28 protein-coding genes are annotated in these 22,397 nt (G+C 65.5%); 11 read left to right on the forward strand and 17 right to left on the reverse strand.

Annotated elements, in window-relative coordinates; translation table 11 throughout:
* Window positions 1–107 precede the first annotated feature (107 nt).
* Window positions 108–305, reverse strand: coding sequence for a hypothetical protein (locus tag AC5RUU_RS18720; protein ID WP_493976707.1), 198 nt, complete (start codon window positions 303–305; stop codon window positions 108–110).
* A gap of 188 nt (window positions 306–493) precedes the next feature.
* Window positions 494–676: a hypothetical protein gene (locus tag AC5RUU_RS18725; RefSeq protein ID WP_493976708.1), complete on the reverse strand. Its 183-nt coding sequence runs from the start codon at window positions 674–676 to the stop codon at window positions 494–496.
* Between the two features lie 353 nt (window positions 677–1,029).
* Between AC5RUU_RS18725 and AC5RUU_RS18730 the strand changes: the two genes are divergently transcribed.
* Entirely contained in the window at window positions 1,030–1,764 is a 735-nt protein-coding gene (locus tag AC5RUU_RS18730; protein ID WP_493976709.1) for an ANTAR domain-containing protein, read from the forward strand.
* A gap of 14 nt (window positions 1,765–1,778) precedes the next feature.
* Here the strand turns inward: AC5RUU_RS18730 and AC5RUU_RS18735 are convergent, their stop codons facing one another.
* Complete coding sequence (locus tag AC5RUU_RS18735) at window positions 1,779–2,531, reverse strand: type 1 glutamine amidotransferase family protein (protein ID WP_493976710.1); 753 nt, start codon at window positions 2,529–2,531, stop codon at window positions 1,779–1,781.
* A 101-nt stretch (window positions 2,532–2,632) separates the two neighbouring features.
* Between AC5RUU_RS18735 and AC5RUU_RS18740 the strand changes: the two genes are divergently transcribed.
* A complete protein-coding gene (locus AC5RUU_RS18740) occupies window positions 2,633–2,965 on the forward strand; it encodes an ArsR/SmtB family transcription factor (RefSeq protein ID WP_493976711.1) in 333 nt (110 codons plus the stop codon).
* 12 nt (window positions 2,966–2,977) lie between these two features.
* Entirely contained in the window at window positions 2,978–3,475 is a 498-nt protein-coding gene (locus tag AC5RUU_RS18745; RefSeq protein WP_493976712.1) for an SRPBCC family protein, read from the forward strand.
* A gap of 42 nt (window positions 3,476–3,517) precedes the next feature.
* Here AC5RUU_RS18745 and AC5RUU_RS18750 read toward each other — a convergent pair whose 3' ends face one another.
* A complete protein-coding gene (locus AC5RUU_RS18750; protein ID WP_493976713.1) occupies window positions 3,518–4,048 on the reverse strand; it encodes a PaaI family thioesterase in 531 nt (176 codons plus the stop codon).
* A 289-nt stretch (window positions 4,049–4,337) separates the two neighbouring features.
* Here AC5RUU_RS18750 and AC5RUU_RS18755 point away from each other — a divergent pair, with 289 nt between their 5' ends.
* Window positions 4,338–4,931 (forward strand): DnaJ family domain-containing protein, encoded by a 594-nt coding sequence (locus AC5RUU_RS18755; protein ID WP_493976714.1) that lies wholly within the window; start codon window positions 4,338–4,340, stop codon window positions 4,929–4,931.
* Between the two features lie 96 nt (window positions 4,932–5,027).
* Here AC5RUU_RS18755 and AC5RUU_RS18760 read toward each other — a convergent pair whose 3' ends face one another.
* Window positions 5,028–5,573, reverse strand: coding sequence for a GNAT family N-acetyltransferase (locus AC5RUU_RS18760; RefSeq protein ID WP_493976715.1), 546 nt, complete (start codon window positions 5,571–5,573; stop codon window positions 5,028–5,030).
* A 182-nt stretch (window positions 5,574–5,755) separates the two neighbouring features.
* Window positions 5,756–7,927 (reverse strand): transglycosylase domain-containing protein, encoded by a 2,172-nt coding sequence (locus AC5RUU_RS18765; protein WP_493976716.1) that lies wholly within the window; start codon window positions 7,925–7,927, stop codon window positions 5,756–5,758.
* Window positions 7,928–8,107: 180 nt separating this feature from the next.
* Between AC5RUU_RS18765 and AC5RUU_RS18770 the strand changes: the two genes are divergently transcribed.
* On the forward strand, window positions 8,108–8,722 hold the full coding sequence (locus AC5RUU_RS18770) for a PadR family transcriptional regulator (RefSeq protein ID WP_493976717.1): 615 nt from the start codon (window positions 8,108–8,110) through the stop codon (window positions 8,720–8,722).
* A gap of 44 nt (window positions 8,723–8,766) precedes the next feature.
* Here AC5RUU_RS18770 and AC5RUU_RS18775 read toward each other — a convergent pair whose 3' ends face one another.
* The 3 genes from AC5RUU_RS18775 to AC5RUU_RS18785 all read right to left on the reverse strand — a co-directional run bounded on the left by AC5RUU_RS18775 (window position 8,767) and on the right by AC5RUU_RS18785 (window position 11,511).
* Window positions 8,767–10,089 (reverse strand): ammonium transporter, encoded by a 1,323-nt coding sequence (locus AC5RUU_RS18775; protein WP_493976718.1) that lies wholly within the window; start codon window positions 10,087–10,089, stop codon window positions 8,767–8,769.
* A gap of 329 nt (window positions 10,090–10,418) precedes the next feature.
* Window positions 10,419–11,213: a carbon-nitrogen hydrolase family protein gene (locus AC5RUU_RS18780; RefSeq protein ID WP_493976719.1), complete on the reverse strand. Its 795-nt coding sequence runs from the start codon at window positions 11,211–11,213 to the stop codon at window positions 10,419–10,421.
* A gap of 61 nt (window positions 11,214–11,274) precedes the next feature.
* Window positions 11,275–11,511 (reverse strand): DUF2630 family protein, encoded by a 237-nt coding sequence (locus tag AC5RUU_RS18785; RefSeq protein WP_493976720.1) that lies wholly within the window; start codon window positions 11,509–11,511, stop codon window positions 11,275–11,277.
* A gap of 92 nt (window positions 11,512–11,603) precedes the next feature.
* Between AC5RUU_RS18785 and AC5RUU_RS18790 the strand changes: the two genes are divergently transcribed.
* Entirely contained in the window at window positions 11,604–12,002 is a 399-nt protein-coding gene (locus AC5RUU_RS18790) for a hypothetical protein (RefSeq protein ID WP_493976721.1), read from the forward strand.
* A gap of 12 nt (window positions 12,003–12,014) precedes the next feature.
* Here AC5RUU_RS18790 and AC5RUU_RS18795 read toward each other — a convergent pair whose 3' ends face one another.
* The 4 genes from AC5RUU_RS18795 to AC5RUU_RS18810 form a co-directional block, all read right to left on the reverse strand.
* On the reverse strand, window positions 12,015–12,350 hold the full coding sequence (locus AC5RUU_RS18795; protein ID WP_493976722.1) for a DUF202 domain-containing protein: 336 nt from the start codon (window positions 12,348–12,350) through the stop codon (window positions 12,015–12,017).
* A gap of 3 nt (window positions 12,351–12,353) precedes the next feature.
* Entirely contained in the window at window positions 12,354–12,758 is a 405-nt protein-coding gene (locus AC5RUU_RS18800; protein ID WP_493976723.1) for a YidH family protein, read from the reverse strand.
* A gap of 149 nt (window positions 12,759–12,907) precedes the next feature.
* Window positions 12,908–14,110: an L-2-hydroxyglutarate oxidase gene (gene lhgO / locus AC5RUU_RS18805; RefSeq protein WP_493976773.1), complete on the reverse strand. Its 1,203-nt coding sequence runs from the start codon at window positions 14,108–14,110 to the stop codon at window positions 12,908–12,910.
* Between the two features lie 66 nt (window positions 14,111–14,176).
* Window positions 14,177–14,515 (reverse strand): YnfA family protein, encoded by a 339-nt coding sequence (locus tag AC5RUU_RS18810; RefSeq protein ID WP_493976774.1) that lies wholly within the window; start codon window positions 14,513–14,515, stop codon window positions 14,177–14,179.
* A 74-nt stretch (window positions 14,516–14,589) separates the two neighbouring features.
* Between AC5RUU_RS18810 and AC5RUU_RS18815 the strand changes: the two genes are divergently transcribed.
* From AC5RUU_RS18815 to AC5RUU_RS18825, 3 genes are all read left to right on the forward strand, one after another.
* Window positions 14,590–15,624: an LLM class flavin-dependent oxidoreductase gene (locus AC5RUU_RS18815; RefSeq protein ID WP_493976724.1), complete on the forward strand. Its 1,035-nt coding sequence runs from the start codon at window positions 14,590–14,592 to the stop codon at window positions 15,622–15,624.
* 233 nt (window positions 15,625–15,857) lie between these two features.
* Window positions 15,858–16,955: a ferredoxin reductase gene (locus AC5RUU_RS18820; protein ID WP_493976725.1), complete on the forward strand. Its 1,098-nt coding sequence runs from the start codon at window positions 15,858–15,860 to the stop codon at window positions 16,953–16,955.
* A gap of 13 nt (window positions 16,956–16,968) precedes the next feature.
* Window positions 16,969–18,159, forward strand: coding sequence for a fatty acid desaturase family protein (locus tag AC5RUU_RS18825; RefSeq protein WP_493976726.1), 1,191 nt, complete (start codon window positions 16,969–16,971; stop codon window positions 18,157–18,159).
* Between the two features lie 6 nt (window positions 18,160–18,165).
* Here the strand turns inward: AC5RUU_RS18825 and AC5RUU_RS18830 are convergent, their stop codons facing one another.
* Both AC5RUU_RS18830 and AC5RUU_RS18835 read right to left on the reverse strand, forming a co-directional pair.
* On the reverse strand, window positions 18,166–19,023 hold the full coding sequence (locus tag AC5RUU_RS18830) for a cation diffusion facilitator family transporter (RefSeq protein WP_493976775.1): 858 nt from the start codon (window positions 19,021–19,023) through the stop codon (window positions 18,166–18,168).
* A gap of 140 nt (window positions 19,024–19,163) precedes the next feature.
* Complete coding sequence (locus AC5RUU_RS18835; RefSeq protein ID WP_493976727.1) at window positions 19,164–19,541, reverse strand: ArsR/SmtB family transcription factor; 378 nt, start codon at window positions 19,539–19,541, stop codon at window positions 19,164–19,166.
* A gap of 98 nt (window positions 19,542–19,639) precedes the next feature.
* Here AC5RUU_RS18835 and AC5RUU_RS18840 point away from each other — a divergent pair, with 98 nt between their 5' ends.
* The gene (locus AC5RUU_RS18840) at window positions 19,640–19,837 is read left to right on the forward strand and encodes a hypothetical protein (RefSeq protein ID WP_493976728.1); all 198 of its coding nucleotides are present in this window, start codon (window positions 19,640–19,642) and stop codon (window positions 19,835–19,837) included.
* Between the two features lie 139 nt (window positions 19,838–19,976).
* Window positions 19,977–20,813: an alpha/beta fold hydrolase gene (locus AC5RUU_RS18845; RefSeq protein WP_493976729.1), complete on the forward strand. Its 837-nt coding sequence runs from the start codon at window positions 19,977–19,979 to the stop codon at window positions 20,811–20,813.
* 62 nt (window positions 20,814–20,875) lie between these two features.
* On the opposite strand, the gene AC5RUU_RS18850 is transcribed toward AC5RUU_RS18845, so the two are convergent.
* Together AC5RUU_RS18850 and AC5RUU_RS18855 are read right to left on the reverse strand one after the other, a co-directional pair.
* Window positions 20,876–21,301: a response regulator transcription factor gene (locus AC5RUU_RS18850; RefSeq protein WP_493976730.1), complete on the reverse strand. Its 426-nt coding sequence runs from the start codon at window positions 21,299–21,301 to the stop codon at window positions 20,876–20,878.
* A 66-nt stretch (window positions 21,302–21,367) separates the two neighbouring features.
* Window positions 21,368–22,111 (reverse strand): GAF and ANTAR domain-containing protein, encoded by a 744-nt coding sequence (locus AC5RUU_RS18855; RefSeq protein WP_493976731.1) that lies wholly within the window; start codon window positions 22,109–22,111, stop codon window positions 21,368–21,370.
* Window positions 22,112–22,397 lie beyond the last annotated feature (286 nt).

Below are 22,397 nucleotides of genomic sequence, written 5' to 3' on the forward strand. Positions count from 1 at the left end.
GGGGGGGGCCACCCGGGTCTGTGGGGGGGGGCCCCGGCTTCTTGCCGCCCGGGGCCGGGGGGGGGCGGCCCGGCGGCCCCCCGCTTCCGTTTATGGCGGGTTACCGCTTAGGCGCCCACCAGGGCGCGGTCCTCGCCGCGCAGGCTCAGCGTGAAGGTGTTGGGGCCGCTACACGTAACCGCGACCCGGCAGGTGGTGGTGTTGTGGCGTGCCGAGAGATCGCTGATTGCGGATTCCAGCGTGTGGTGGAGGGTGGCTTTGTCCCAGATCTTCAGGGTTACGGAGTCAGTGGCATCGAACGTCATTATTCAACTTCCATTTCTTGCGGTCTGGCGGCCGAAACGTGTCTGGCCGTGTCCTCGTCGGTGAGGACAAGCAGTTCGGGAAAGCGCATTCCCAGGATTTAGTGTGCACGGCAGCGGGGTTGATTGGCAACCGGAACCGGAGCGATGTGAGCAAGGACACCAGGGCACTGCCTGGTGCTGGCTGGCTGTTACAGAACGGCGGGAGCCAGGGTGAGGGTAAAGGTGTTGGGGCCGCTGCAGGTCACGGCGATGCTGCCCTTGTCGGTATTGTGACGGACGGAGAGGTCCTCAACGAGCGTGTCCAGAGTGTGGTGCACGGCAGAGCGGTCCCAGATTTTCAGGGTCACGGATTCGGCAGCTTCAAACGTCATTGTTCAGCACTTCCTTGCATTAGTCCGGCCAGTGAAGCCGAAGGTCGGCCTGTCTGCGCCCTGAGGCGCCGGCCGCCCGTGGGGCATGCCGGTGTGCCTCATTGCGTCACCAGGATGGATAGGGCGGGAGGTGATCCTGCCCTGCCCTTCCATGGTGCCGAAACCGAAAGGGCGCTCTCAACAAAATGGCCGTTTATTGCAAGTGAATCTCATCACGTGCGGACAGGGGGAGCTGTGAGTGCTGCCCCCTAAACTCCCACCGGAGCCGCCTGCCATTCCGGACCGCCACGGAAGGGGGCCCTTTTTGCCCGCTGAGGGCCGCGCCGGTTTCCCGTGGACAGTAAGATGGCCCCATGTTGAGTTCTGCCGATCACGAGTCTGTACAGCAACTGCAGGAAATCCTGGTGGGCGCGGAGAACGCGGTGGAATTCCTCTCTGGACTCTCTGGCCTGGCCGCAGCCGCCATTTCCGAAGCCGCCGGCGACCAAGTGGAATGCGCGGTCACGCTCAAGTTGCGGCGCAGGCCCGCCACGGCGGCCGGGAGCAGCCCGCGCGCCGTGGAGCTCGACCACGTGGAGCAAGCCTTGGGTGACGGCCCCTGTATCCTCGCCCTGCGGGAAATGACGGCAGTGATGATCGACGACGTTTCCAGGGACCCGCGCTGGCCGGCATACAACGAGGCGCTTGCCGCGGCCAACGTGCACAGCAGCCTGGGCGTGCCACTTGAAATCAGCGGCGATGCCCTCGCTGCCCTTAACTTCTTTGCCACCAAACCGCGGGCTTTCACGCCCGACGTCTATGAGAAGGCCCTGGGATTCGCCGCTGCCGCGCACAACACGCTGCGTCTCTCCGTCCGGATCAACGCGGCCCAGAACCGGGCGGAGGACCTGGAAGCAGCCTTGCAAAGCAGGACCGCCATTAATTTGGCCTGCGGCGTGATCATGGCGCAAAACCGCTGCTCCCAGTCCGAAGCGATGGAAATCCTCACCAAGGTCTCCAGCAACCGCAACCGCAAGCTGCGTGATGTTGCCACTGAGCTGATCGAACAGCTGTCCGGCGACCGCATCCAGACCCACTTCGACGGGTAGCAGCAACCCCCCGGTCAACCCGCGCGGAGGAGGGAGACAATGGCGGATCCTCCGGCCGCGTCCGGTGCACCGGAAGCACGTCCCCGGATATCCCAGCAGTTGCCGCTTCCGATTACTTCGAAGTCCTCTGAGTCTCTTGTGGCAAGGATGAGGGCAGTGTCTTCGTCAATGGCTACCGCCCTTGCCACCAGCCCTGCCGCCACGGCACCAACCGCCCGGCCCAGTGTTCCGGCCTGCGCCGCATGGACATCCACGGAAAAAGGGGTCAGGTTCAAGCCGTCCCGGATGTCCACGGCGTCCAGCCCCTCCGAGCACTCTTCGCCGCACACTTCCGTGCCGTCCACCCGGAAACCGCCGATTAAAGCCCGTCCTGGCGCCACCATTGACCCGGCCGAAAAGCCGAGGTAGGAAGCACCGCCGGCCACGAGGCCGGTAATCGCGTCCAGCGCCGGAGCGAGGCCCTCCAGGTAGGCAGGAGTCAGCCCACCACCCACCACAACTGCGTCCACGCCCTCGAACAGCGACGGGTCAGCGGCACCGTCCAGGCCAAGGAGCACCGGTACGGGTTCGACGGCCATCCGGGCGCGGAGCGGCTCCACGTATTGCGGCAGCCGGCCCGCCGGGTTCCCGCCCTGGTCATGCACCACCACGGCGATTTTGGGGAAGGCATTCGGGCCAGCTTTCTGCGAGACCTCTTCAGCGAAGCGGTCAAACGCGCCGGGAAAGGCTATGTGGTCCGGCCCGGCACCGGCGAGGAAGATGCTCATGGGATTCAACCTACCGGTCCTCCCAGCAATTTCGGGGGAGCCGCAAAGAGGGGGCGGGAACCCATTGACTCCGTCCGGAGGCCGGAATATCGTACAACCAAATGGTTGTAGATGAGCTCCGTGAGGCCGAACTGGACCGCCTCTTCCAGGCGTTCGCCGATTCCACCCGCCGCGACATCGTGCGGCGGGTGACGGTCGGCGAGTATTCAGTGTCAGGCCTGGCAGGCCTCTACGCCATGAGTTTCGCCGCAGTCCAGAAGCATGTGGCGGTGTTGGAGCGTGCATCCCTGGTCACCAAGGAAAAGCGCGGAAGGGAGCAGATTGTGCGGGGTAATCATGAAGGCCTGCAGAAAGCCCGGCGGCTGCTCGATGGATATGAACAAATCTGGCGGCAGCGTGCCGCTCGGATGGCCGACATTCTCGCTGAAGGTTAGGAAGGCATAGCCATGACAGTCATCAGTATGGACAAGAACCCCGAGGCACTGAGCCTTACCCTCGTTGCAGAGTTCGAGGCCGGCGTGGACCGCGTCTGGCAGCTCTTCGAGGACCCGCGACAGCTGGAGCGCTGGTGGGGTCCGCCCACCTGGCCGGCAACTTTCCACAAGCATGAGTTCGTACCGGGCGGCAAGGCCAACTACTACATGACCGGCCCGGACGGGGAGAAGGCCCACGGCTGGTGGCAATTCACCAGCATCCAGGCACCGCGCCAGCTCGAATTCAACGACGGCTTCGCGGACAGCGAGGGCAACCCCACCGGTGACATGGGCATCACCCATGCTGCGGTGACCCTGGAACCCCTGGGGGAGCGGACCCGCATGACCATCCAGTCCACGTTCGAGTCTGAAGAGCAGCTGGAGCAGATGGTGGCGATGGGCATGGAGGAAGGCCTGAAGGAGGCTGTCGGCCAGATCGACGGCATCCTCGCCGAGCACGCCAACGCCTGACCAACAGAAGCGTACGACGGCGGGACGTCCCGCCGTCGTACGCTACGCCTTTGGTGGGGCCTGCTTTGGTGCCGCGGCAAAAACCAGCAAGGAACTGGTGGCGGTGGCCAGGAGTTCGCTGTCCGGCCCAAGAACGCGGCCCTCCGAAAACACCACCCGGGACCCCAACTTCACCACCGTGCCCTCCGCCCGCAGCACCCCGTGGTGAAGGGTGATCGGCCGGAGGTAGCTGACCGACAGGTCGATGGACGTGTAGCCGAACCCCGCCGCGAGCGTGCTGTGCGCCGCGCACCCCACCACGGTGTCCAGGAGCGTGCAGGCCAGTCCGCCATGCACAACACCCAGCGGGTTGTAGTGCGCCTCCCCAGGGCGGCATTCAAACTCCACCCGTCCGTGCTCCACCGCCACCAGGCGAAGGTTCATCAGCGAGGCCATGGGCGGACGCGGGATGCTTCCGTCCCGCATTCCCGAGAGGAACTCCAGTCCGGACATCTTGGGCAGGTGCTCCAGCCCTACCCTCGGATCCGTCCAGCTGAAGGTCTCCGAACGTTCCGCCTGCCCGCTGGCATCCATGGGCGTCTCCTCTTCGATGTCCGCTTTTGTGCCAGCTTAGGCGGTGCCGCGGTTACGCGGCAGGGCGCTCGGCCCCCTCCTGCCACCTCGTGCGCGGCACCCTGGTGGAGTGCAGTTCACCGGACACCGGAATTGCCGGCTTCCCTTCCAGATCCATGTAGCGGCTGGTGACCCGGAACCTTTCGCGGGAAGCGTTTCCCCACTGTATTGCCTTGAAGCCGTTGAACCTTCCAGAGGGCTTCGAAATACTTGGGGAAGGGCGCTGGACGGACGTTAGGCGGTGGCAGGAATGAGCAGCGGGCGGGAGGATTTCCGGAAGCGGCTGGAGCGCGCCGCCGAGGTGCGGTCCTACCGGGGAGCGGGCATCAGCGCCGAAGAGGAAGCTGCCCTCGACGCCCTCGATGCGAAGGAACGGGAGAAGAGGCGCAAGGTGGGCGACGCCGCCAGGGCGGACTACCTGGTCCGGGACGCCATGGCGCAGGGCAAGTTCGACAACCTCAAGTACGCCGGCAAGCCGATCCCTGGCCTGGGTGAGTCGTATGATCCCGACTGGTGGGTCAAAGGCCTGCTCCAGCGTGAGAACATCAGCGGGCTTGGCCCGCCCGCCATTCTCCTGCGCGTCGAGGATGCGGAACTGGACGCCAAGCTCGACGCACAGTACACGGAACAGCAGGTCCGCGACGTCCTTCAGGATTTCAACCGCCGTGTCATCGATGCGCGGCGGCAGCTTCAGGGCGGGCCGCCGGTCATCACCAAACTTCGCGATATCGAGGAAGAAGTGGGGCACTGGCGGCAGCGCCGGGTTTCCCGGACCGTTGAGGCTCCGCCGGAGCCTGAAGCCCCTCGCTCGTGGTGGCAACGGCTGTGGAAGGGGCCTGGCTAAGGGGGGGCAATACCGCAAGGCGTTAGTACGACGGCGGCGCTTCCCGCCGTCGTCGGTTATTGCTTGTGGGGGCTTGGCTTGCGATGCGTGCCTGGCTCAGGTTTCCGGGGTCAGCTCGTAAAGCTCGCAGAGCGTGTTGTAGTAGCGCCCCGTCTGCCCCTTGTGTTTCAGTCCGATCCGGATGCATACCTTTTGTGAGGCGGTGTTGGCCGGCGCTGTCACGGCCACCACTTTCGGAAGGCCGTTATCGAAGGCGTAGGTGAGCACCGTGCGGGCGGCTTCGGTCGCGTAGCCGTGGCCCCAGAAGTCGGGGTGGAAATGCCAGCCTATTTCGGTCTCCCCGGAGGGCTGCAGGGGAAGGGAGCCGCCCGACGCCGGGATGGACTTCAGGAGCAGAGTTCCGGCAAGCTGCCCGGTGTCCTTGAGTTGAACGGCCCAGACCCCGTGGACGGGGTGGTCCATCGCCTGCCACGCGTGAATCCGTGCCTGCGCCTGGGCCATGTCTGCCATGACCTGTCGTGGATTGCCGATGAACTGCTGGACCTCCCAGCGGGAGTAAAGATCCAGCACGAAGCCGGCGTCCTCAGGCCTCCACTCGCGGAGGATCAGCCGTTCGGTCTCGAGACTCTTCACGCCGTTCATTGTGGCAGGGGAGGGGGCGCTTGGGCTGGCAGCACATGTTGAATGGCGTGCCCATATCGCCTTTTCCACATGGGGTGTGGCTGGGCCGGATTGTCAGTGGGTGCCGGAAGACTTTGTTTATGGAGGCCTTTGGGCATCGGCAAGGGTAGTCGCCGCGCAGGGTGGTGACGGTGGTGTCCCTGCTACGGCTTGGGCGTCGGGTTGGGTCCAATCATCGACGGGGGAGGCCCAGGGAAGGGTGCGGTGGGGTACAGCGGTGCCACCTTCACCATGTAGTTGGCCCACTGTGGTCCGGCGATCATATAGCCGTCCAGCCGGGGGTAATGGGTCCCGTTGATGGTGACGTTCTGGCCGGGGCGCTTCTGGCTCTCAAGTGGGTCCCCGAAGAAGGACGCGGTGGACAGTCCGGTGGTGTAGCCAACAATCCAGGTGGCGCCGTTGTTGTTGGACGTGCCGGTCTTGGCAGCCGTTGGCACCTTGTCATGGACCTTGGGGTTGATCCAGAAGCCGGAGCCCCTCACCAGCACGTCCTGCAGCACGGAGTTCACTCCCCGCGCCACGTCAGGCTTCACCGCATCCCGGCACTCCACAGGCTGCACCGGAAGCTTCCCGCCCGAAGCATCGGTGACCTCCACCAGAGCGATCGGATTGCAGTAGCGGCCGTCGTTGGCGAAGGTGGCAAAAGCATTCGCCATATGCAGCGGAGCAACGTTCGTGGCACCCAGCAGGTTGCCCAACTGATGCATATTGATGGGTGACCCGTCCAGGCCATTGTGCAGGCCCACGGCATCCACCATCTTCTGGATGCCGCAGAAGTCCAGCTGGGTGGCTGAAGCGAAAGTGGCGGTGTTGATGGAGTTGTACAGGCCGTAATTGATGGCCATCTTCCGGTAGAAGCCCTCCTCGGCGTTCTGCAGGTCATCCGCTGCGCCCAGCTCAGGGTTGTTCTGGGCCGTGCTGTAGGCGCCCAACACCTTGCCGCAACTCGACCGCCACGGGAACCCCAGCGGGTAAACGCGGCGGGACGCGTCCACTTCCGCGGTCAGGGGCTTGCCCTCGTTCAGCCACTGGGCAAACGTGAACGGCTTCATCGTGGACCCCGTCTGGAACCCGCCCGCACCATTCAGGTTGTTTCCCTGGGGATCCTTGGCATCCACATTGAAGTTCAAGTGGGTATCGAACTTGCCCGGTTCCGCAAGGAAAACTGTGTTTTGAGCCATCGCCAGGATCTTGCCGGTTCCCGGCTGCACGGTCACCAGAGCCGCACCCCACCGGTCCGGGTTGGGTCCGGCCGTGCCGTCCACCTGTTCCTGGGCTGCGGCCTGCAGCCTGCTGTCCAGGGTGGTGATGATGGTCAGGCCGCCGCGGTACAGCTTGCGCTGGCGTTCCACCTCGTTCTGCCCGAACGCCGGGTTGTTCAGGATGAGGTGCGAGATGTAGTCGCAGAAGTACGGGGCCATGGTGGCGTTGGCGCAGCCCTGCCGCTCCGGGCTGATCTTGAGTTCGATCGGCGTGGCAACTGCGTCGTCGTGCTCAGCCTGGGAGATCTTGCCGAGGCGGAGCATCTCGCCGAGTACCTGGTTGCGGCGCGCCAGCGAATTGTCCGGGTTGAGCGCCGGATTGTAGAACGTCGGGCTGTTCACCAGGCCCGCCAGCAGGGCCGCCTGGGGCAGGGTGAGGTCCTTGGCCGTCGTGCCAAAGAAGTAGCGCGCGGCGGCCTCCACACCGTAGGCGTCGCTGTTGAAGAACACGATGTTCAGGTACCCCTCAAGGATCTGCTCCTTGCTGAACTTTTTCTCCAGCGCTATGGCCAGTTTCATCTCCCGCAGCTTGTCGCCCATGTCCTTCTGGCCGCTCAGGATCACCTCGTCGGGCCGGTCCTGCGACAGCCGGGCCTCGTTGATGACATTCGTGACGTACTGCTGGGTGATGGTCGAAGCACCTTGCTGGTCACCCTTGGTCAGGTTCGCCACCACGGCGCGGACAATGCCCTGTGGGTCGATGCCGGCGTGATCGTAGAACCTGCTGTCCTCGATGGCGATGACGGCGTCCTTGATGTGCGGCGACATCTGGTCCAAGGGGATCCGCACCCGGTTTTCGGCATAGAAGGTCGCGATCGGCTGGCCGTCGGAGGTGAGCACCTTGGTGGATTGCGACGGCGGCTGCACAGTCAGTTCCTCGGGCAGGCTTTCGAAGAAGCCGATGGAGTTGCGGACGCCAATTCCCGCGGCTGCCACTGCCGGGACAACCAAACTCGCAGCCAGGATCCCGCACATTGCACTCGCCGCCAGGAACCCCAGAAGTCGTCCCACAGCGGTGCCGACGCCGGGCCTGCGCTTCCGTTTCTTCGCCATTTTTCAGCCCTCGAGCTTGGAGGTGAGAAAAGACTACGCCGCTGCAGATGCGTCTTCCAGAGTCCGGCAGGTCAGGATTTGGTCACACTTGTCCCTTGACCAAGCGATAGTTAACGACATATCGTTAACTATCGCTGAGGAGGTCAGCGTAACAGGAAAGTACCGAAAGGACGATGCCTCATGAAAGGCATGAATGACGAAAAATTCCCGGACCGCGAATTCGGCAGGAGCAGGTTCCAGCGGGGAAGAGGCCGCAGGGGGCCCCACGGGCATCGCGGCGGCGGATTCGGTCCGGGCTTTGGACCCGGGTTTGGTCCGGGCTTCGGGCCTGGTTATGGTCCCGGATTCGGTCGCGGCGCAAGGCGGGCAAACCGTGGGGACGTGCGTGCCGCCATCCTCTCGCTCCTGGCGGAATCACCGTCGAATGGTTACGGGCTGATCAAGACCATCGCCGAAAGGACCGACGGTGCCTGGCGGCCAAGTCCCGGTTCCATCTACCCCACGCTCCAGCAGCTGGTCGACGAGGGGCTGATCGAGGCGCTGAGCGAAGGCCGCGGTACCGAGTTCTCCCTCACCGAGGCCGGCAGGGCCTATGTTGCAGAACACGCCGAGGAGATGGAAAACGCGTGGAACGCCGGCCCCGACAGCTCGGACCGGGACTTTCACCAGAGCATCGGCAAGCTGATGGGCGTCATCCACCAGTTCCGCAGCGGCGTTACCGAGGAGCAGCGTGCCGCAGCCATCGAAAAGCTGGATGAGACCCGCCGTGCCCTGTACAAGATCCTGGCGGACTAAGCCAGGGAAACCGGGAGGTGCTGCAGCCTGCTGGCTGGTTACACCTAGGCGAATGAGTCTTCCCTGGCGGGCCGCTCCAAGGAGTCCGTGGCTGTGCCGGGAAGCTGGGAAGAACCGGGCCGCAGCGGGTTGAAGCCGGCTCCCAGCTCGCCAAAGGCGTAGGCGCTCTCGGCGTGCTCGGACAGGTCCACACCGGCAGTCTCAGCTTCGTGGCTGACCCGGAACCCGATGGTCTTGTTGATAGCCCGGCCGATAACCAGGGTGCCCAGTCCGGAGAGCAGCAGGGTGACCACCACGGCTGCTGTCTGGGCGATGAGCTGCTGCATGCCGCCGCCGTAGAAGAGCCCGCCGCCCTGGCTGTCCACGGGAAGGGCAATGAACCCGAGGGCCAGCGTGCCGATGAGCCCGGCACCCAGGTGGACCCCCACCACGTCCAGGGAGTCATCCAGTCCAAAGCGGTACTTCAGGTCGACAAAGACGGCGCAGGCAGCGCCGGCTACCAGGCCCAGGCCGATTGCGGCCACCGGGCTGATGTTGGCGCAGGACGGGGTGATGGCCACGAGTCCGGCCACCACTCCGGAGGCCGCACCCAGGGAAGTGGGATGGCCGTGCCGGATCTTTTCAGTGACCAGCCAGCTCAGCATCGCCGCTGCCGGAGTGACCAGGGTGTTCACCCAGACCAGCCCCGCCTGCTCGGCAGTGGTGGCGGCACCGCCGTTGAAACCGAACCAGCCGAACCACAGGATGGCCGCGCCCAGCATGATGAAGGGCACGTTGTGCGGGCGGTGGTTCGGGTCCTTGGCGAAGCCGTGCCGCTGGCCGACGATGAGGGCGAGAACCAGTGCCGCTGTTCCGGAACTGATCTCCACCACGGCGCCACCGGCGAAGTCGATGACCTGGCCGAATATGGCGGTGAGGGCCCCGCCCGCGCTCAGCAGGCCGCCGCCCCAGATCATGTAGGCGAGCGGGCAGTAGACAACGGTGACCCACGCCGGCACGAACAGGGCCCACGCGCCGAACTTCGCCCGGTCCGCGATGGCGCCGCTGATCAGCGCGACGGTGATGATGGCAAACGTGGAACTGAAGCCCGCCTTGATCAGATCGGGCGAGCCCATCAGGTTCTGCAGTCCGAAGCTGGTGAACGGGTTCCCGAAGATGCCCAGCACACCGTCGCCGGTGGTCATGGAATAGCCCCAGAGGACCCACACCACTCCGACGATGCCGGCGGAAATGAAGCTCATCATGATCATGTTGAGGGCAGCCTTGGCGCGGGTCATGCCGCCGTAGAAAAGACCCAGTCCGGGGGTCATGAGCAGTACCATCGCGGCCGACATCATCAGCCAGACGTGTTGGGCAGAAATCTCCACCGGCAGTCCCTTCGCACACGATCCTCCCGGGGCGGTCCGACGCCCCGGCAATTCCCCCGGGGACTCATCTTTCGTGGCCCGTGTTTCCGTTAGCGCCCAGGAAAGTTGCGGCGGCGTTACACAAACCGCCGCTGCGTGAAGTTCCCGTGTCGAAGATGTTTCGGCGATGTTAACGGGCGCCATCAGCGGTGCCTGGACCGAAGAGTTCCCGCTGCTCCTGGCCCCAAAAAGCAGGCGACGCCGCGAGGGACAGGTGAGGACCCGCCGTCGTCCGCCTTGCCCGCCAGGTTTCCTGCCCGTGAACGGAAGCTCACCGGCTCCCGGCAGGACTAGAACCGGCGGGCGTTAACCAGGACCGGGAGCCTGGTGCGGACCTCGTCAACGGAGGATGGCTCGATGTCCACAACGGCAAGTTCCGGTTTTCCGCCCAGCGCCACCAGGGCGGAGCCCAGGGGCGAGATGACCGCACTGTGGCCGATTCCGGTGGGGGCGGTGCCCGCAGGTCCTGCGCCGACGGTCTCGGGGTCGCCCTGGCCGCAGGCAACAACAAACGTGGTGCTGTCCAGTGCCCGGGCACGGACCAGCAGGTCCCACTGCTCCGCCTTGCCTTCGCCGGCACCCCAGGACGCACACACGATGTTGACCTGTGCGCCGGCCTTCGCGTTGGCCGTGAACAGGGCCGGGAAGCGGACGTCGTAGCAGGTGGCAAGGCCGAAAACCGTGCCATTGACCTCGAAGGTGACAGGGCGTTCCCCGGCGTCCACTGTTTTCGACTCGGTGAAGCCGAAGGCATCGAAGAGGTGCACCTTGTCATAGGAGGTGTCGACGCCGGGACCCGTCACCAGCAGGGTGTTGCGGACCCGCCCGTCCTTCCCCGGGGTGAACATCCCTGCCACGATGGCGATGTCCAGTTCCCTGGCGATGCCGCGGACCTTTTCCGCCCATGGCCCGTCCAGCGGCTCGGCAATGCCCCTTAGGGAATGGCCGAAAGCCCGCATCGCCGCTTCCGGGAAGACCACCAGCTCCGCACCCGCCGCCTTGGCCTGGGTGGCGTAGTCCCGGATCAGCTCCAGGTTGGCTGCCGGATCAGCGCTGCTGATGATCTGGGCGACTGCAAGACGCATGGAAAACTCCAATCTGGTGCCACAAGGCAGGGCGCTGGCGGGACATTCCCAGCTTATCGAGCTACTGCTTGTAGCCTTCCACCTCGCTGACGGGCCGGGCCTCAGCCTCGTTCGGGTTCTCTCCGGATTCGGACTTGGCCCTGCGTTGGCGCAGCAGGTCCCAGCACTGGTCCAGGCTTTCCTCCACCTGCTTCAGCCGGGCCTGGTCCGGAACCTGGCCGCCGCCGGCGGCCTCTCGCAGGGAATGTTCCTCCTCCACCAGGTCCTGGATGCGCGCCAGAATATCCTGATCGTTCATGATCTCCCCTTACTCCGTGCCGGTCCGTCTGGTCCCCTCAGGGTACGTAGTCAGTGCAGAAGCCACCACCCCTGCGCGGTACCATCAGGTTCATGCCCACTGTGCTCGATATGGCAGGTCCAATCCTGGAAATGCTGACTTGGATGTGCCTGCCCACCGGGCTGGGTCTGCTGTTCTACACCGGGTTCCTCCGCCGCTTCGTCCATCCATGGGCAGTGGCCGACGCCGTGGTGTACTCGGACAACACTGGCGTGGGATTCCGCTGGCTGGACGGGAAACAGCAGGTGCACCACGCGCCCATGTCACCCCACGACATCAAGCCCCTGTCAGAGGGCGACACCCTGCCCATCTACTACCATCCGAAGCGTCCCACCCAGTGGCAGACCGTGGCGCCGGAAGAGGCCGGCAGGACGGCTTCCGTGCTGGGCCGCGTCCTGACCGGCATCGGCGCTGTGGCCCTGCTGGCCGGTTTTGTCCTGCCGATGTTCTAGGCCGGGAGGAGGCTACCCGGCGAGGACTACACCGATGCCCAGGCCGCCCAGCGCCGCGCCCGCGAAAGCCGTCCAAAGCACCGAGGCGATGTCGGCGTCGACATACTCCCGGGAGATGCCCCGGGAGCTGGTGCTGTAGCGCCGGCGCTGGGTGAGGTAAATGGCCAGGGCGGCAGCCGAGGAAACGCCGAAGAGCAGCAGGATGGGAAACCCGTGCACCGGAAGCCAGCGCAGGAAGATCGCGCTGACCGTGACCAGAGCCATCATGGTGCGGCCCCATGCGAGGGTGGTCCGTTCGGGCTGGAGGCCCGGATCCCCGTGCGGGCCAGCGGAGCGGGAACGTGCCATGCGTCAGCGCCAGAGGATGAAAACAAGCACGACGGCGGCCGCCAGCGCGCCTGCCCCGGCCAGCAGGGGCACAATGAGCGGCAGCGGCAGGGGTGCCTTGTTGCGCATGCTGCGTTCCACCCGAAGCCACCGGACTGCCGCGCCGGCGCTCAGCAGCATGCCGAGGAGCAGCAACACGACGGCCAGGCCCTTGCGGACCGGCTCCAGGAACAGGTCTGCGGTGAACGCCTCAATGGCGATGCCGCCTGCCAGCAGGGCCAATGAGGTGCGGATCCAGGCGAGGAACGTGCGCTCGTTGGCCAGGGTGAAACGCGGATCGGGTTCTTCACCGCCCGGCAGCAGCCGCTCGGCGATTTTCCCGCGCGACGGCGGTGCGGGCTCCTTGGGCGGTTGCTGGCTGCTGGTCACGGTGCCAGTTTAGGCGGTACAGCTCGGCCGTTCAGGCCGTGGCGCTGACCTGTCCGGACCGTGCGGTGTCCGGACGGTGCGGTGTCCGGACGGTGCGGTGTCCAGACGATGCGATGTTCAGATGGTGCGGTGTTCACATGGTGCACTGTTCAGGCAGTGCGGGCGCGCACGGCTTTGTCAGCGAGGTGTTCGCCGATGGGCAGCGCTGCGGTGGCGGCGGGGGAGGGGGCGTTCAGGACATGGATCATCCGGTCCGTCTCGGCCAGCAGGAAGTCGTGCACCAGTGTGCCGTCCCGGCGTACGGCCTGCGCTCGGATGCCGGCCTCGTACGGCAACAGGTCAGCAGCGGTCAGCCCGGGCGCGTACTTCCGGCATTCCCTGAGGTAGCTGCCCTTGAACAGGGAGTTGCGGGCCTCGCGGACCGCCGTTGCCGCATGCGCACGGGCCACCCTCCACAGACCGGGAAAGCGCACATACCGGGCCACGTCGCGAACGTCCACCGAGAACTTGGGATACCCCTCGCGTGCCAGTCCCAGGACGGCGTTCGGACCCACGGTGATGGTTCCGGCCACGGTGGGGCTGAGGTGCACGCCCAGGAAAGGCAGGGCAGGGTCCGGAACCGGATAGATGAGGTGCCGGACGTAGCCGGACTTGGCCGCCGGCAGCTCGAAGTATTCGCCGCGGAACGGGATGATCTGGACGTCGATGTCCACGCCGGCCAACTCCGCAACGCGGTCCGACTGCAGGCCCGCGCACGCTACCAGCTGCCGGCAGGAGTACAGTCCGCGGATGGTGCCCACATCAACCCTGCCGGCATGCTCGGTGATGGAGTTGACCTTGGCGCCGGTCACTACCCGTCCGCCGCCAGCGGTCACCAGTTCCGCAAGTCTCCGTGCCACGGCACGATAGTCCACAATGCCCGTGCTGGGGATGAACAGGGCGCCGAGGCCAGTAACGTTCGGCTCCCGGCGCAGGAGTTCTGCCTCGGTGATGCGCTCGCACTCCAGGCCGTGGATGCCGGCACGTTGCTCCAGCTGGTCCAGTCGTGAAAGTTCCACCGGGTTGGTGGCCACCAGCAGTTTGCCGGGTTCGGCAAAGCGGATCCCGTGCTCCCGGCAGAAGTCCTTGGTCTGCTGCGCCCCGGCTTTGCTGAAGCGGGCCTTGAGGCTGTCCGGGGCGTAGTAGATGCCGGAGTGGATAACGCCGCTGTTGTGCCCGGTCTGGTGGGAACCGAGTGTCCCAGCTGCTTCCAGCAGGACCAGGGAGGCTCCCGGTTCCTTGCGGAGCAGCTGGTAGGCGGTGGCCAGCCCCACGATTCCGCCGCCAATGATGCAGTAATCCGCCTGGTCCATCATCCAACCTCCCTGTTGGCCCCGAGCCTATCCTCCCGGCGCCCGGCTTGGCTGCCGCTGCGCTGTTCAGCCGCCGTTCCGCGGGGCGAACATAATGACGGCGACGCCCAGCAGGCAGATGAGGGAACCGGTGATGTCCCAGCGGTCGGGCCGGAAACCATCGAAGATCATGCCCCAGGCGAGGGAACCTGCCACGAACACCCCGCCGTAGGCCGCAAGGATCCGGCCGAAGTGGGCGTCCGGTTGGAGGGTGGCAACGAATCCGTAGGCGCCCAGGGCAATGACGCCCAGCCCGGCCCACCACCAGTCCTTGCCTTCGCGCACGGACTGCCACACGAGCCAGGCCCCGCCGATTTCCGCAGCCGCCGCCAGGGCGAACAGCAGGACAATCTTGCCAATGGCCAACGTCTGATCAGGAGTACCCACGGAGCCATCATGCCAGCCGGGAATGCGGCCAGGCTCCGCAAGGTTGGGCAGGTATGGAGCGCATCGGATTCTTGTCATTCGGACACTGGGGCCCAGGCCAGGGCTCCCGCACCAGGACTGCCGGGGAGGCGCTGCTCCAGGGCATCGAACTGGCGGTGGCAGCGGAGGAGCTGGGCGTGGACGGCGCATTCTTCCGCGTCCACCACTTTGCCCGCCAGCAGGCTTCCCCATTCCCCCTGCTGTCCGCCATTGCGGCAAGCACCAGCCGGATCGAGATCGGCACCGGTGTGATCGACATGCGGTACGAGAACCCGCTCTACATGGCCGAAGAGGCTGCGGCCACGGACCTGATCAGCGGCGGCAGGCTCCAGCTGGGCATCAGCCGCGGTTCACCCGAACCGGCCCGCCAGGGCGCGGCAGCCTTCGGCTACGTACCGGAACCAGGCGAGACCGACGCCGACATGGCCCGCCGGCACACTGCCCTCTTCCGCAAGGCGATCAGCGGCGCCGGCGTGGCAGAGGCCGATCCGCGGTATGCCGGCGGTGCCACCGGGCTCCTGCCGGTCCAGCCCCAATCACCCGGCCTAGCCGAACGCATCTGGTGGGGCGCCGGAACGCGCAAGACCGCCGTCTGGGCTGCCGAACTGGGCATGAACCTGATGAGCTCAACCCTGCTCACCGAGGACACCGGCGTCCCGTTCCACGAACTGCAGGCGGAACAGATCCGGCTGTTCAGGGACGCATGGTCCGCTGCCGGCCACCGGCACGAGCCCCGGATTTCAGTGAGCCGCAGCGTCCTTCCCATCGCGGACGACGAGGACAGCCGTTTCTTTGCGGGCAGCGCCCTGCGCGACAGCCGGGACCAGGTGGGAACCATCGACGGGTTCACCGCCAGGTTCGGCAAGAGTTATGTGGGCGAACCGGATCAGTTGGTAGAGGAGCTGGCTGCCGATACGGCCGTCCAGGCCGCGGACACCCTGCTGCTCACCGTCCCCAACCAGCTCGGCGTCGAATTCAACGCCAAGCTCCTGGCCAACGTGGCCCGCCATATCGCCCCCGCGCTTGGGTGGAGCCCGGCCGGATCCTGACTCCGCAGGGGACTGGCACCACCTGATTGTCAACTCCGCTATGATGCGTTGCCCACCCATATCCGCGGTATACTAAGCATGCTTATTGAACCCTTGGGGAACGTTCTGCAGCCGCAGCCGTTACTCTTAGAGTGCGGCTTTGGGGGCTTTGCCGCCCTGACACAGAGTGACTGCGGAACGGTCATATGACGGAGAGAGAGAAATATGGCCCGCGCCGTTTTAGGCTTTATCGCATGATCCGGCTACGTCAGCTGGCCCAGGCGGCCTCCGTACTTACCACGCCTTTGGCACCGGAAGACATCCTCGCGCTGTTCAACCCGGTCTACTCCGCGCGGCAGCTCCGCGGTGTGGTCACGCGCGTCGTTCAGGAGACAGCACAGTCAGCCACGATCTTCTTCCGCCCCGGCCGCGGCTGGCACTCCCACCTGGCCGGCCAGTGGGCTCGGATCGGCGTTGAACTCAACGGCGTCCGGCACTGGCGCTCCTATTCACTCAGCGCCCCCGCAGGCAAGGACCCGGCCATCACGGTTACCGACGTTGGTGCCGTGTCCGGAACACTGGTGCGCACCACCCGCCCCGGCGACGTGCTCTTCCTGGCACCCCCGCAGGGCGACTTCGTCCTCCCGGAGCACCCGCGGCCCCTGCTGATGGTGACGGCGGGCAGCGGCATCACCCCGGTGATGTCCATGATCCGCACGCTTGTTCCACGGCGCCCGGATGCCGACGTCGTGCTTGTCCACTCCGCCAAGACGCCCGGTGACAGCCTGTTCCGCGAGGAACTTGCCGAGCTTGCCGACCAGTTCCCCAACTTCCGGCTGGCCCACTGGTTCACCGGTGAGCAGGGCCGCATGGACCTTACCAACACCGCCCAGCTGGACGAGCTCTGCCCGGACTGGAAGGAACGGGCGGCCTACGCGTGCGGCCCGGACAGCTTCCTGGACGACGCCGAGGCGCTCTGGAAGCGCGCAGCGCTCACGACGGCGGCGCCCGGCTCAGAGGTGGCGGTTGCCGGCAGTGCCGGCAACCTGATGATCGAACGGTTCAACACCACGTTCAACGGCGGTGTGGGGCACGACGGCGGCGTGGTCACCTTTGAAACGTCCGACCGGGAAGTGGAAGCCGACGGCGACACCCCGCTCCTGGACGTGGGTGAGGACGCCGGGATCCTGATGCCCAGCGGCTGCAGGATGGGAATTTGCCACAGCTGCCTCACCCCGCTCCGCGCGGGACAGGTCCGCGACCTCCGCACCGGGGAAGTCCACGGCGAACCCGGCCAACTGATCCAAACGTGCGTCTCGGCAGCCGCCGGACCCGTCAACCTCGAACTCTGAGGAGCATCACGGTATGTCTGTAATTTCACCCAGCAAAGCCACTCCCTCATCCACCAAGGGCGGCGCTGCCGGCGGGTCGAGGACCCGCCCCGGAAAGCTGGCCGAGTCCGGCAGTCCCACGGTCCGGCCTCCTGCCGCGGCACACCTGACCGACGAACAGGTGGCGGAGCTCGGACGCGAACTCGACGCCATCCGGGACGAGATCCTGGCCAAGCGCGGTGCCGAAGACGCTGCGTATATCCGCCGGATGATCAAGATCCAGCGCGGGCTGGAGATCTCCGGCCGTGCGGCCCTGCTGGTCAGCAAGAACAAGGCCGCCTGGGTCACCGGCACCACCCTTCTCAGCCTCGCCAAGATCCTGGAGAACATGGAGCTGGGCCACAACATCCTCCACGGCCAGTGGGACTGGATGCGTGACCCGGACATCCACTCCACCACCTGGGAGTGGGACTTCGTTACTCCCTCCCGCTCCTGGCAGCACACCCACAACGACCTGCACCACCGCTGGACCAACGTGGTGGGCAAGGACAACGACGTCGGATACAACCTCCTCCGGATGGACGAGGACCAGCCGTGGAAGCCCATTAACCTGGCCAACCCGTTGTTCAATGCCATCCTGGCACCGGTATTCGAGTGGGGCATCGCCATCTACGACCTCGAGCTGACCGAGTACAAGGAAGGCACCAAGTCCAAGGAAGCCCTGCTCAAGGACCTCAAGGCCCTGGGCAAGAAGGTTGTCACGCAGTTCACCAAGGACTACGCAGCCACCCCCGCTGTGGCCATGCTCACCGGTTCCGGCAAGCAGGCCCTCTACGGCACCATCGCGGCCAACGCGGTACGCAATGTCTGGGCACACGCCGTGATCTTCTGCGGCCACTTCCCCGAAGGCACCGACACCTTCACGGAGGAAATGGTGGAAGGCGAAACCCGCGGCGACTGGTACGTCCGCCAGATGATCGGCTCGGCCAACATCTCGGGTTCGAAGTTCATGCACATCATGACCGGCAACCTGTCGCACCAGATCGAGCACCATCTGTTCCCGGACCTGCCCTCCAGCCGGTATGCCGAGGTCGCCCCGAGGGTCCGTGAAATCTGCCAGCGTTACGGCCTCAAGTACACCACCGGGCCGCTGTTGAAGCAGGTGGGTTCCTCCTGGGCCAAGGTCTTCAAGCTGGCCCTTCCGGGCAAGGCCGCCAGGGCCTGAGTCCCGTTACCGCCGCGGGCTGGGCGACAGGACCATGTCGTCCAGCTTGGGCAGGGCATGCCGCAGCCGGTGGCCGGCCTGGTCCATGATGCTTTCCGCCGCCGACAGGCTGGTGTCCTCCACCAGCACCGTGGCGGTGCCCTGCAACCGGTGCCCGTTCCAGCGAAGCTGCACCCGCTGCACTGCCAGTACCCCCGGGGTTCCTTCCAGGGCCTGGCAGGCCAGTGACACCAGTTCGGGCTCGATGCCGTCCATCAGGCGGCGGCCGATGCTCCGGATGGTTCCCCACAGCAGCACCATGATGGCCGCGGAAATCAGGAGCCCTACGATCGGGTCCGCCAGCGGGAATCCGAGCATGACGCCGGCGGCGCCGAGCACCACGGCCAGTGAGGTGAAACCGTCCGTCCTGGCGTGCACTCCGTCCGCTACCAAGGCAGCGGAACCTATTTTGCGGCCCACCCGGATCCGGTAGATGGCCACGGCCTCGTTGCCGGCGAAACCGATCAGCCCGGCTGCCATCACCCAGCCCAGGTTCTGCAGCGGCTGCGGATGGATCAGCCGGTCCACGGACTGCCAGCCGGCCGTGATCGCGGACAGCGCCACGACGCCCACGATGAACAGGCCAGCCAGATCCTCGGCGCGGCCGAACCCGTAGGTGAAGCGGCGGGTGGCTGCCTTCCGCCCCAGGATGAACGCCACCCAAAGCGGGACGGCGGTCAGGGCATCCGAGAAGTTGTGGATGGTGTCCGCCAACAGGGCAACCGAGCCGCTGACCAGGACCACGGCAAACTGCAGCACGGTGGTGACCAGCAGGACGAAGAGGCTGACCTTCAGGGCGCGGATGCCCTCAGTGCTCGCTTCCATCGCACCGTCGATGGAGTCCGCCGCATCGTGCGTGTGCGGGACAAAGAGGTCCCTCAGCCAGCCGCGGAAGCCGCCGTGATGATGGTGCCTATGTTCATGATCGTGCTCGTGGCTGTGGTCTTGAACGTGCTGGTGCCCGCTCACTGCTTGACGCCGTCCTGTTGCGGGCTGTCCAGGCGGTGGTGGGCCGGATGTCCGCCCAGTGCGTGCTCGGCCTGGAAGATGGCATCGGCCACAAGCTGGCGGGCATGTTCGTTCTCCAGCCGGTACAGGACACGGGTCCCGTCCTGCCGCGTGGAGACCATCCTGGCGAGCCGCATTTTTGCCAGGTGCTGGGAGACGGCCGCGGGCGATTTGCCCACCACGTCGGCAAGGGCGCCCACGGCCATCTCTCCGTCCCGAAGGGCCAGGATGATCCGCACCCGGGTGGCGTCCGCCAGCATCGCGAAGACTTCCACGGCGAGCTCCACATACTGGCCGTCCGCCCCCAGGGAACAAATCTTCTTATCTGCATTCATGCGCATATAGTGTCACAATCGTTGCAGCACCGCACTATGGTGACGGCCGCCGTCGTCGCATAATTGATCCCACAGCCGCCGCGGCCGATGGAGGAATCATGCGGATCCTGGGAGCACTTATCGTCATCTGGCTGATCATCGGCGGCGTGGCTGCCTGGCAGCGTGGCTACTTCGGCGGAGCACCGGATAACTGCGCGCAGGCAGGCACCGTGGCCATCACCGTCGTCGCCGGCCCGCTGAACTACATGGGCGCCAATCCGAAGATCACGTGCGAGATCCCGCAGCCGTCCCAGTAAGGGATATCCAGCCGGGATCAAGCCAGTAGCGGACGCCGGTTTGGGACGTCCAAGGGCAGTGACGGCCCTAGAGTAGGGAGTGCGCGGGCTCCGCACGACGTTCGCCCGCTCCGACCAGCCTCGAAAGGAATTGCCCGCTATGGCTTTCATCACCGTTGGAACCGAGAACAGCACCGACATCGAGCTCTACTACGAGGACCACGGCTCGGGCCAGCCGGTTGTTTTGATCCACGGCTACCCCCTGGACGGCTCATCCTGGGAAAAGCAGGCCACCGCCCTGCTGGACGCGGGCTACCGGGTCATCACCTACGACCGCCGCGGCTTCGGTAAATCCAGCAAGCCCACCGAAGGGTACGACTACGATACCTTCGCGGCCGACCTGAACGAGCTGTTGACCACCCTAAACCTTAATGACGTGGTGCTGGTGGGCTTCTCCATGGGCACTGGCGAAGTGGCCCGATACCTCGGTACCTACGGTTCCGCCCGGGTGGCCCGCGCTGCCTTCCTCGGTTCCCTCGAGCCGTTCCTGCTCAAGACGGACGACAACCCGGACGGTGTTCCCCAGGAAGTCTTCGACGGGCTGAAGGAAGCGGTCACGGCGGACCGGTACGCCTTCTTCACCGAGTTCTTCAAGAACTTCTACAACTCCGACACCTTCCTGGGCACTCCCCGCCTGAGCCAGGAGTCCGTCAACGCCAGCTGGAATCTTGCCGCCAGCGCCGGTGCCACCGCATCTGTCGCCGCGCAGCCCACCTGGCTCACCGACTTCCGCAAGGACATCCCCAAGATCGACGTTCCCGCGCTTATCCTGCACGGCACCGCGGACAACATCCTTCCCATCGACTCAACGGGCCGCCTGTTCGCTAAAGCACTGCCCGGTGCTGATTACATCGAAATCGAAGGTGCCCCGCACGGCCTGCTCTGGACCCACGCCGCCGAGGTCAACGAGGCGCTGCTGAGCTTCCTCGCCAAGTAGGGATTAACGTGCCGTTTCCGGCGACGGCCGGTCCGCCGTCGCCGGAAACGGGCGGGCGTGGGTCATTTCAAGGCAGGCGAGTCAGCAGAAGACTTGCCGGGTGCGTGAGGGGCCGGTGAAACGGTTGCGGGGCACAGCTGTATTGCCACGTCCCGAAGCTCGCGGGGATGGAAAGGCTTGGTGAGGTACGCTGCAGCACCCGAAGCCATGCCGGCCAGCAGGTCGTCTTTCTCGGACCTCGCAGTCAGGAACAGCAGGGGGGCCTTGCTCAGTGCCCGGACGGCGCGAGCCACCACGTGGCCGTCCATGTCCGGCAGGCCAAGGTCCAGGGTGACAAGTGCGATGGCTGGATCCGCGGCGGCGGCGATGGCCTCGGCCCCGGTGGCCACGGTCTGCACCTCGAATCCGGCGCGCGAAAGAACCACGGTTATCAGTCCACGGATGTCCTTGTCGTCTTCGACGACGAGGCAGACCTTTTTCTTTTCCATAAAAGCCCCCCGGCCAAAGTTGGCCTTATTCTACCTGTGCTGCTGGTGCTTTGGCGGATGTGTCTGCTAGCCGTCGTAATGCGTGCGCGCCGGGCCCTGGCCCAGGGCGTTGACAACCGCGGCCGCCACATCGTGCAGTTTCGAGTTGCGGGTGCTCGACGCCGTCTTGAGGATTTCGAAGGCGTCATTCTGGCTGCACCGGTTCTGGGCCATGATGATGCCCACGGCCATGTCGATCACCGTCCGCGATTCCAGCGTGGCGCGCAGGTTGGCGGCGGTCTCGCTGTAGTGGGCGAACCGCACTGCCAGGCGCAGCGCCAGTGAGGTCTGGCTGACGAAATCATCGGCAAATTCCAGAACCCGGCCGTCAAAGCGGTTGGGCCTGCGCGAGTAGAGCATCAGGGCAGCCTTCGTTTCACCCTCGAGGCGGAAAGGCAGCGCCACCACGGAGCGGACCCCCTGGGCCATTACGGCAGTGGAATATTCGGGCCACCCCCGGTCCGCCTCGATATCCCGAACGTGCACGGTCTCCCGGGTGGCGGAAGCGGCCAGGCTGGGGGTTTCGGCGAACTGGTGCTCAAGCAGGCCAAGTGCCTTTGCGTCCGGGCCGCTGCTCGCCACCGTGGCGGCCTTGCGCGGCCGAAGCAGGGTGATGGCGCACAGCATCTCGTCGCCGGGCTCGGAAAGACTACGGGCAGGCACCTGCGCCAGTTCGTTGAGGAAGTCCTCAACGTCAGAGCTGTTCAGGACCAGCTCGTGGAGGTGCCCTGTAATGGATGTATCGGTTTTTGCTGTTGACTCGCTGGCCACGATTTTTCTGGTGCCATTCGCTCAGGTCAAAACGAGCCGGCAACACGCCGGCCTGCCGGAAAGGCGGGAACCGGTGAAGGTCGCTGGATCGACGAACTGTCCAACGGCCTGCTGCTAAACCGATACGTCCGAGTATATACATCCAGCAGAAGGGGGGACGCCATATCGGCCACCGCCGGAGCGCACTGCTCTGGCGCCTTGCCGGTGTTCCCGGCAGAATGAAGCAGGCGCCGGCGCTCCGGCGGCAGACGTGAAACAAGCGGGCCGTTTTCCCCGGAAGGGACAC

The organism is Arthrobacter sp. K4-10C, assembly GCF_059090085.1.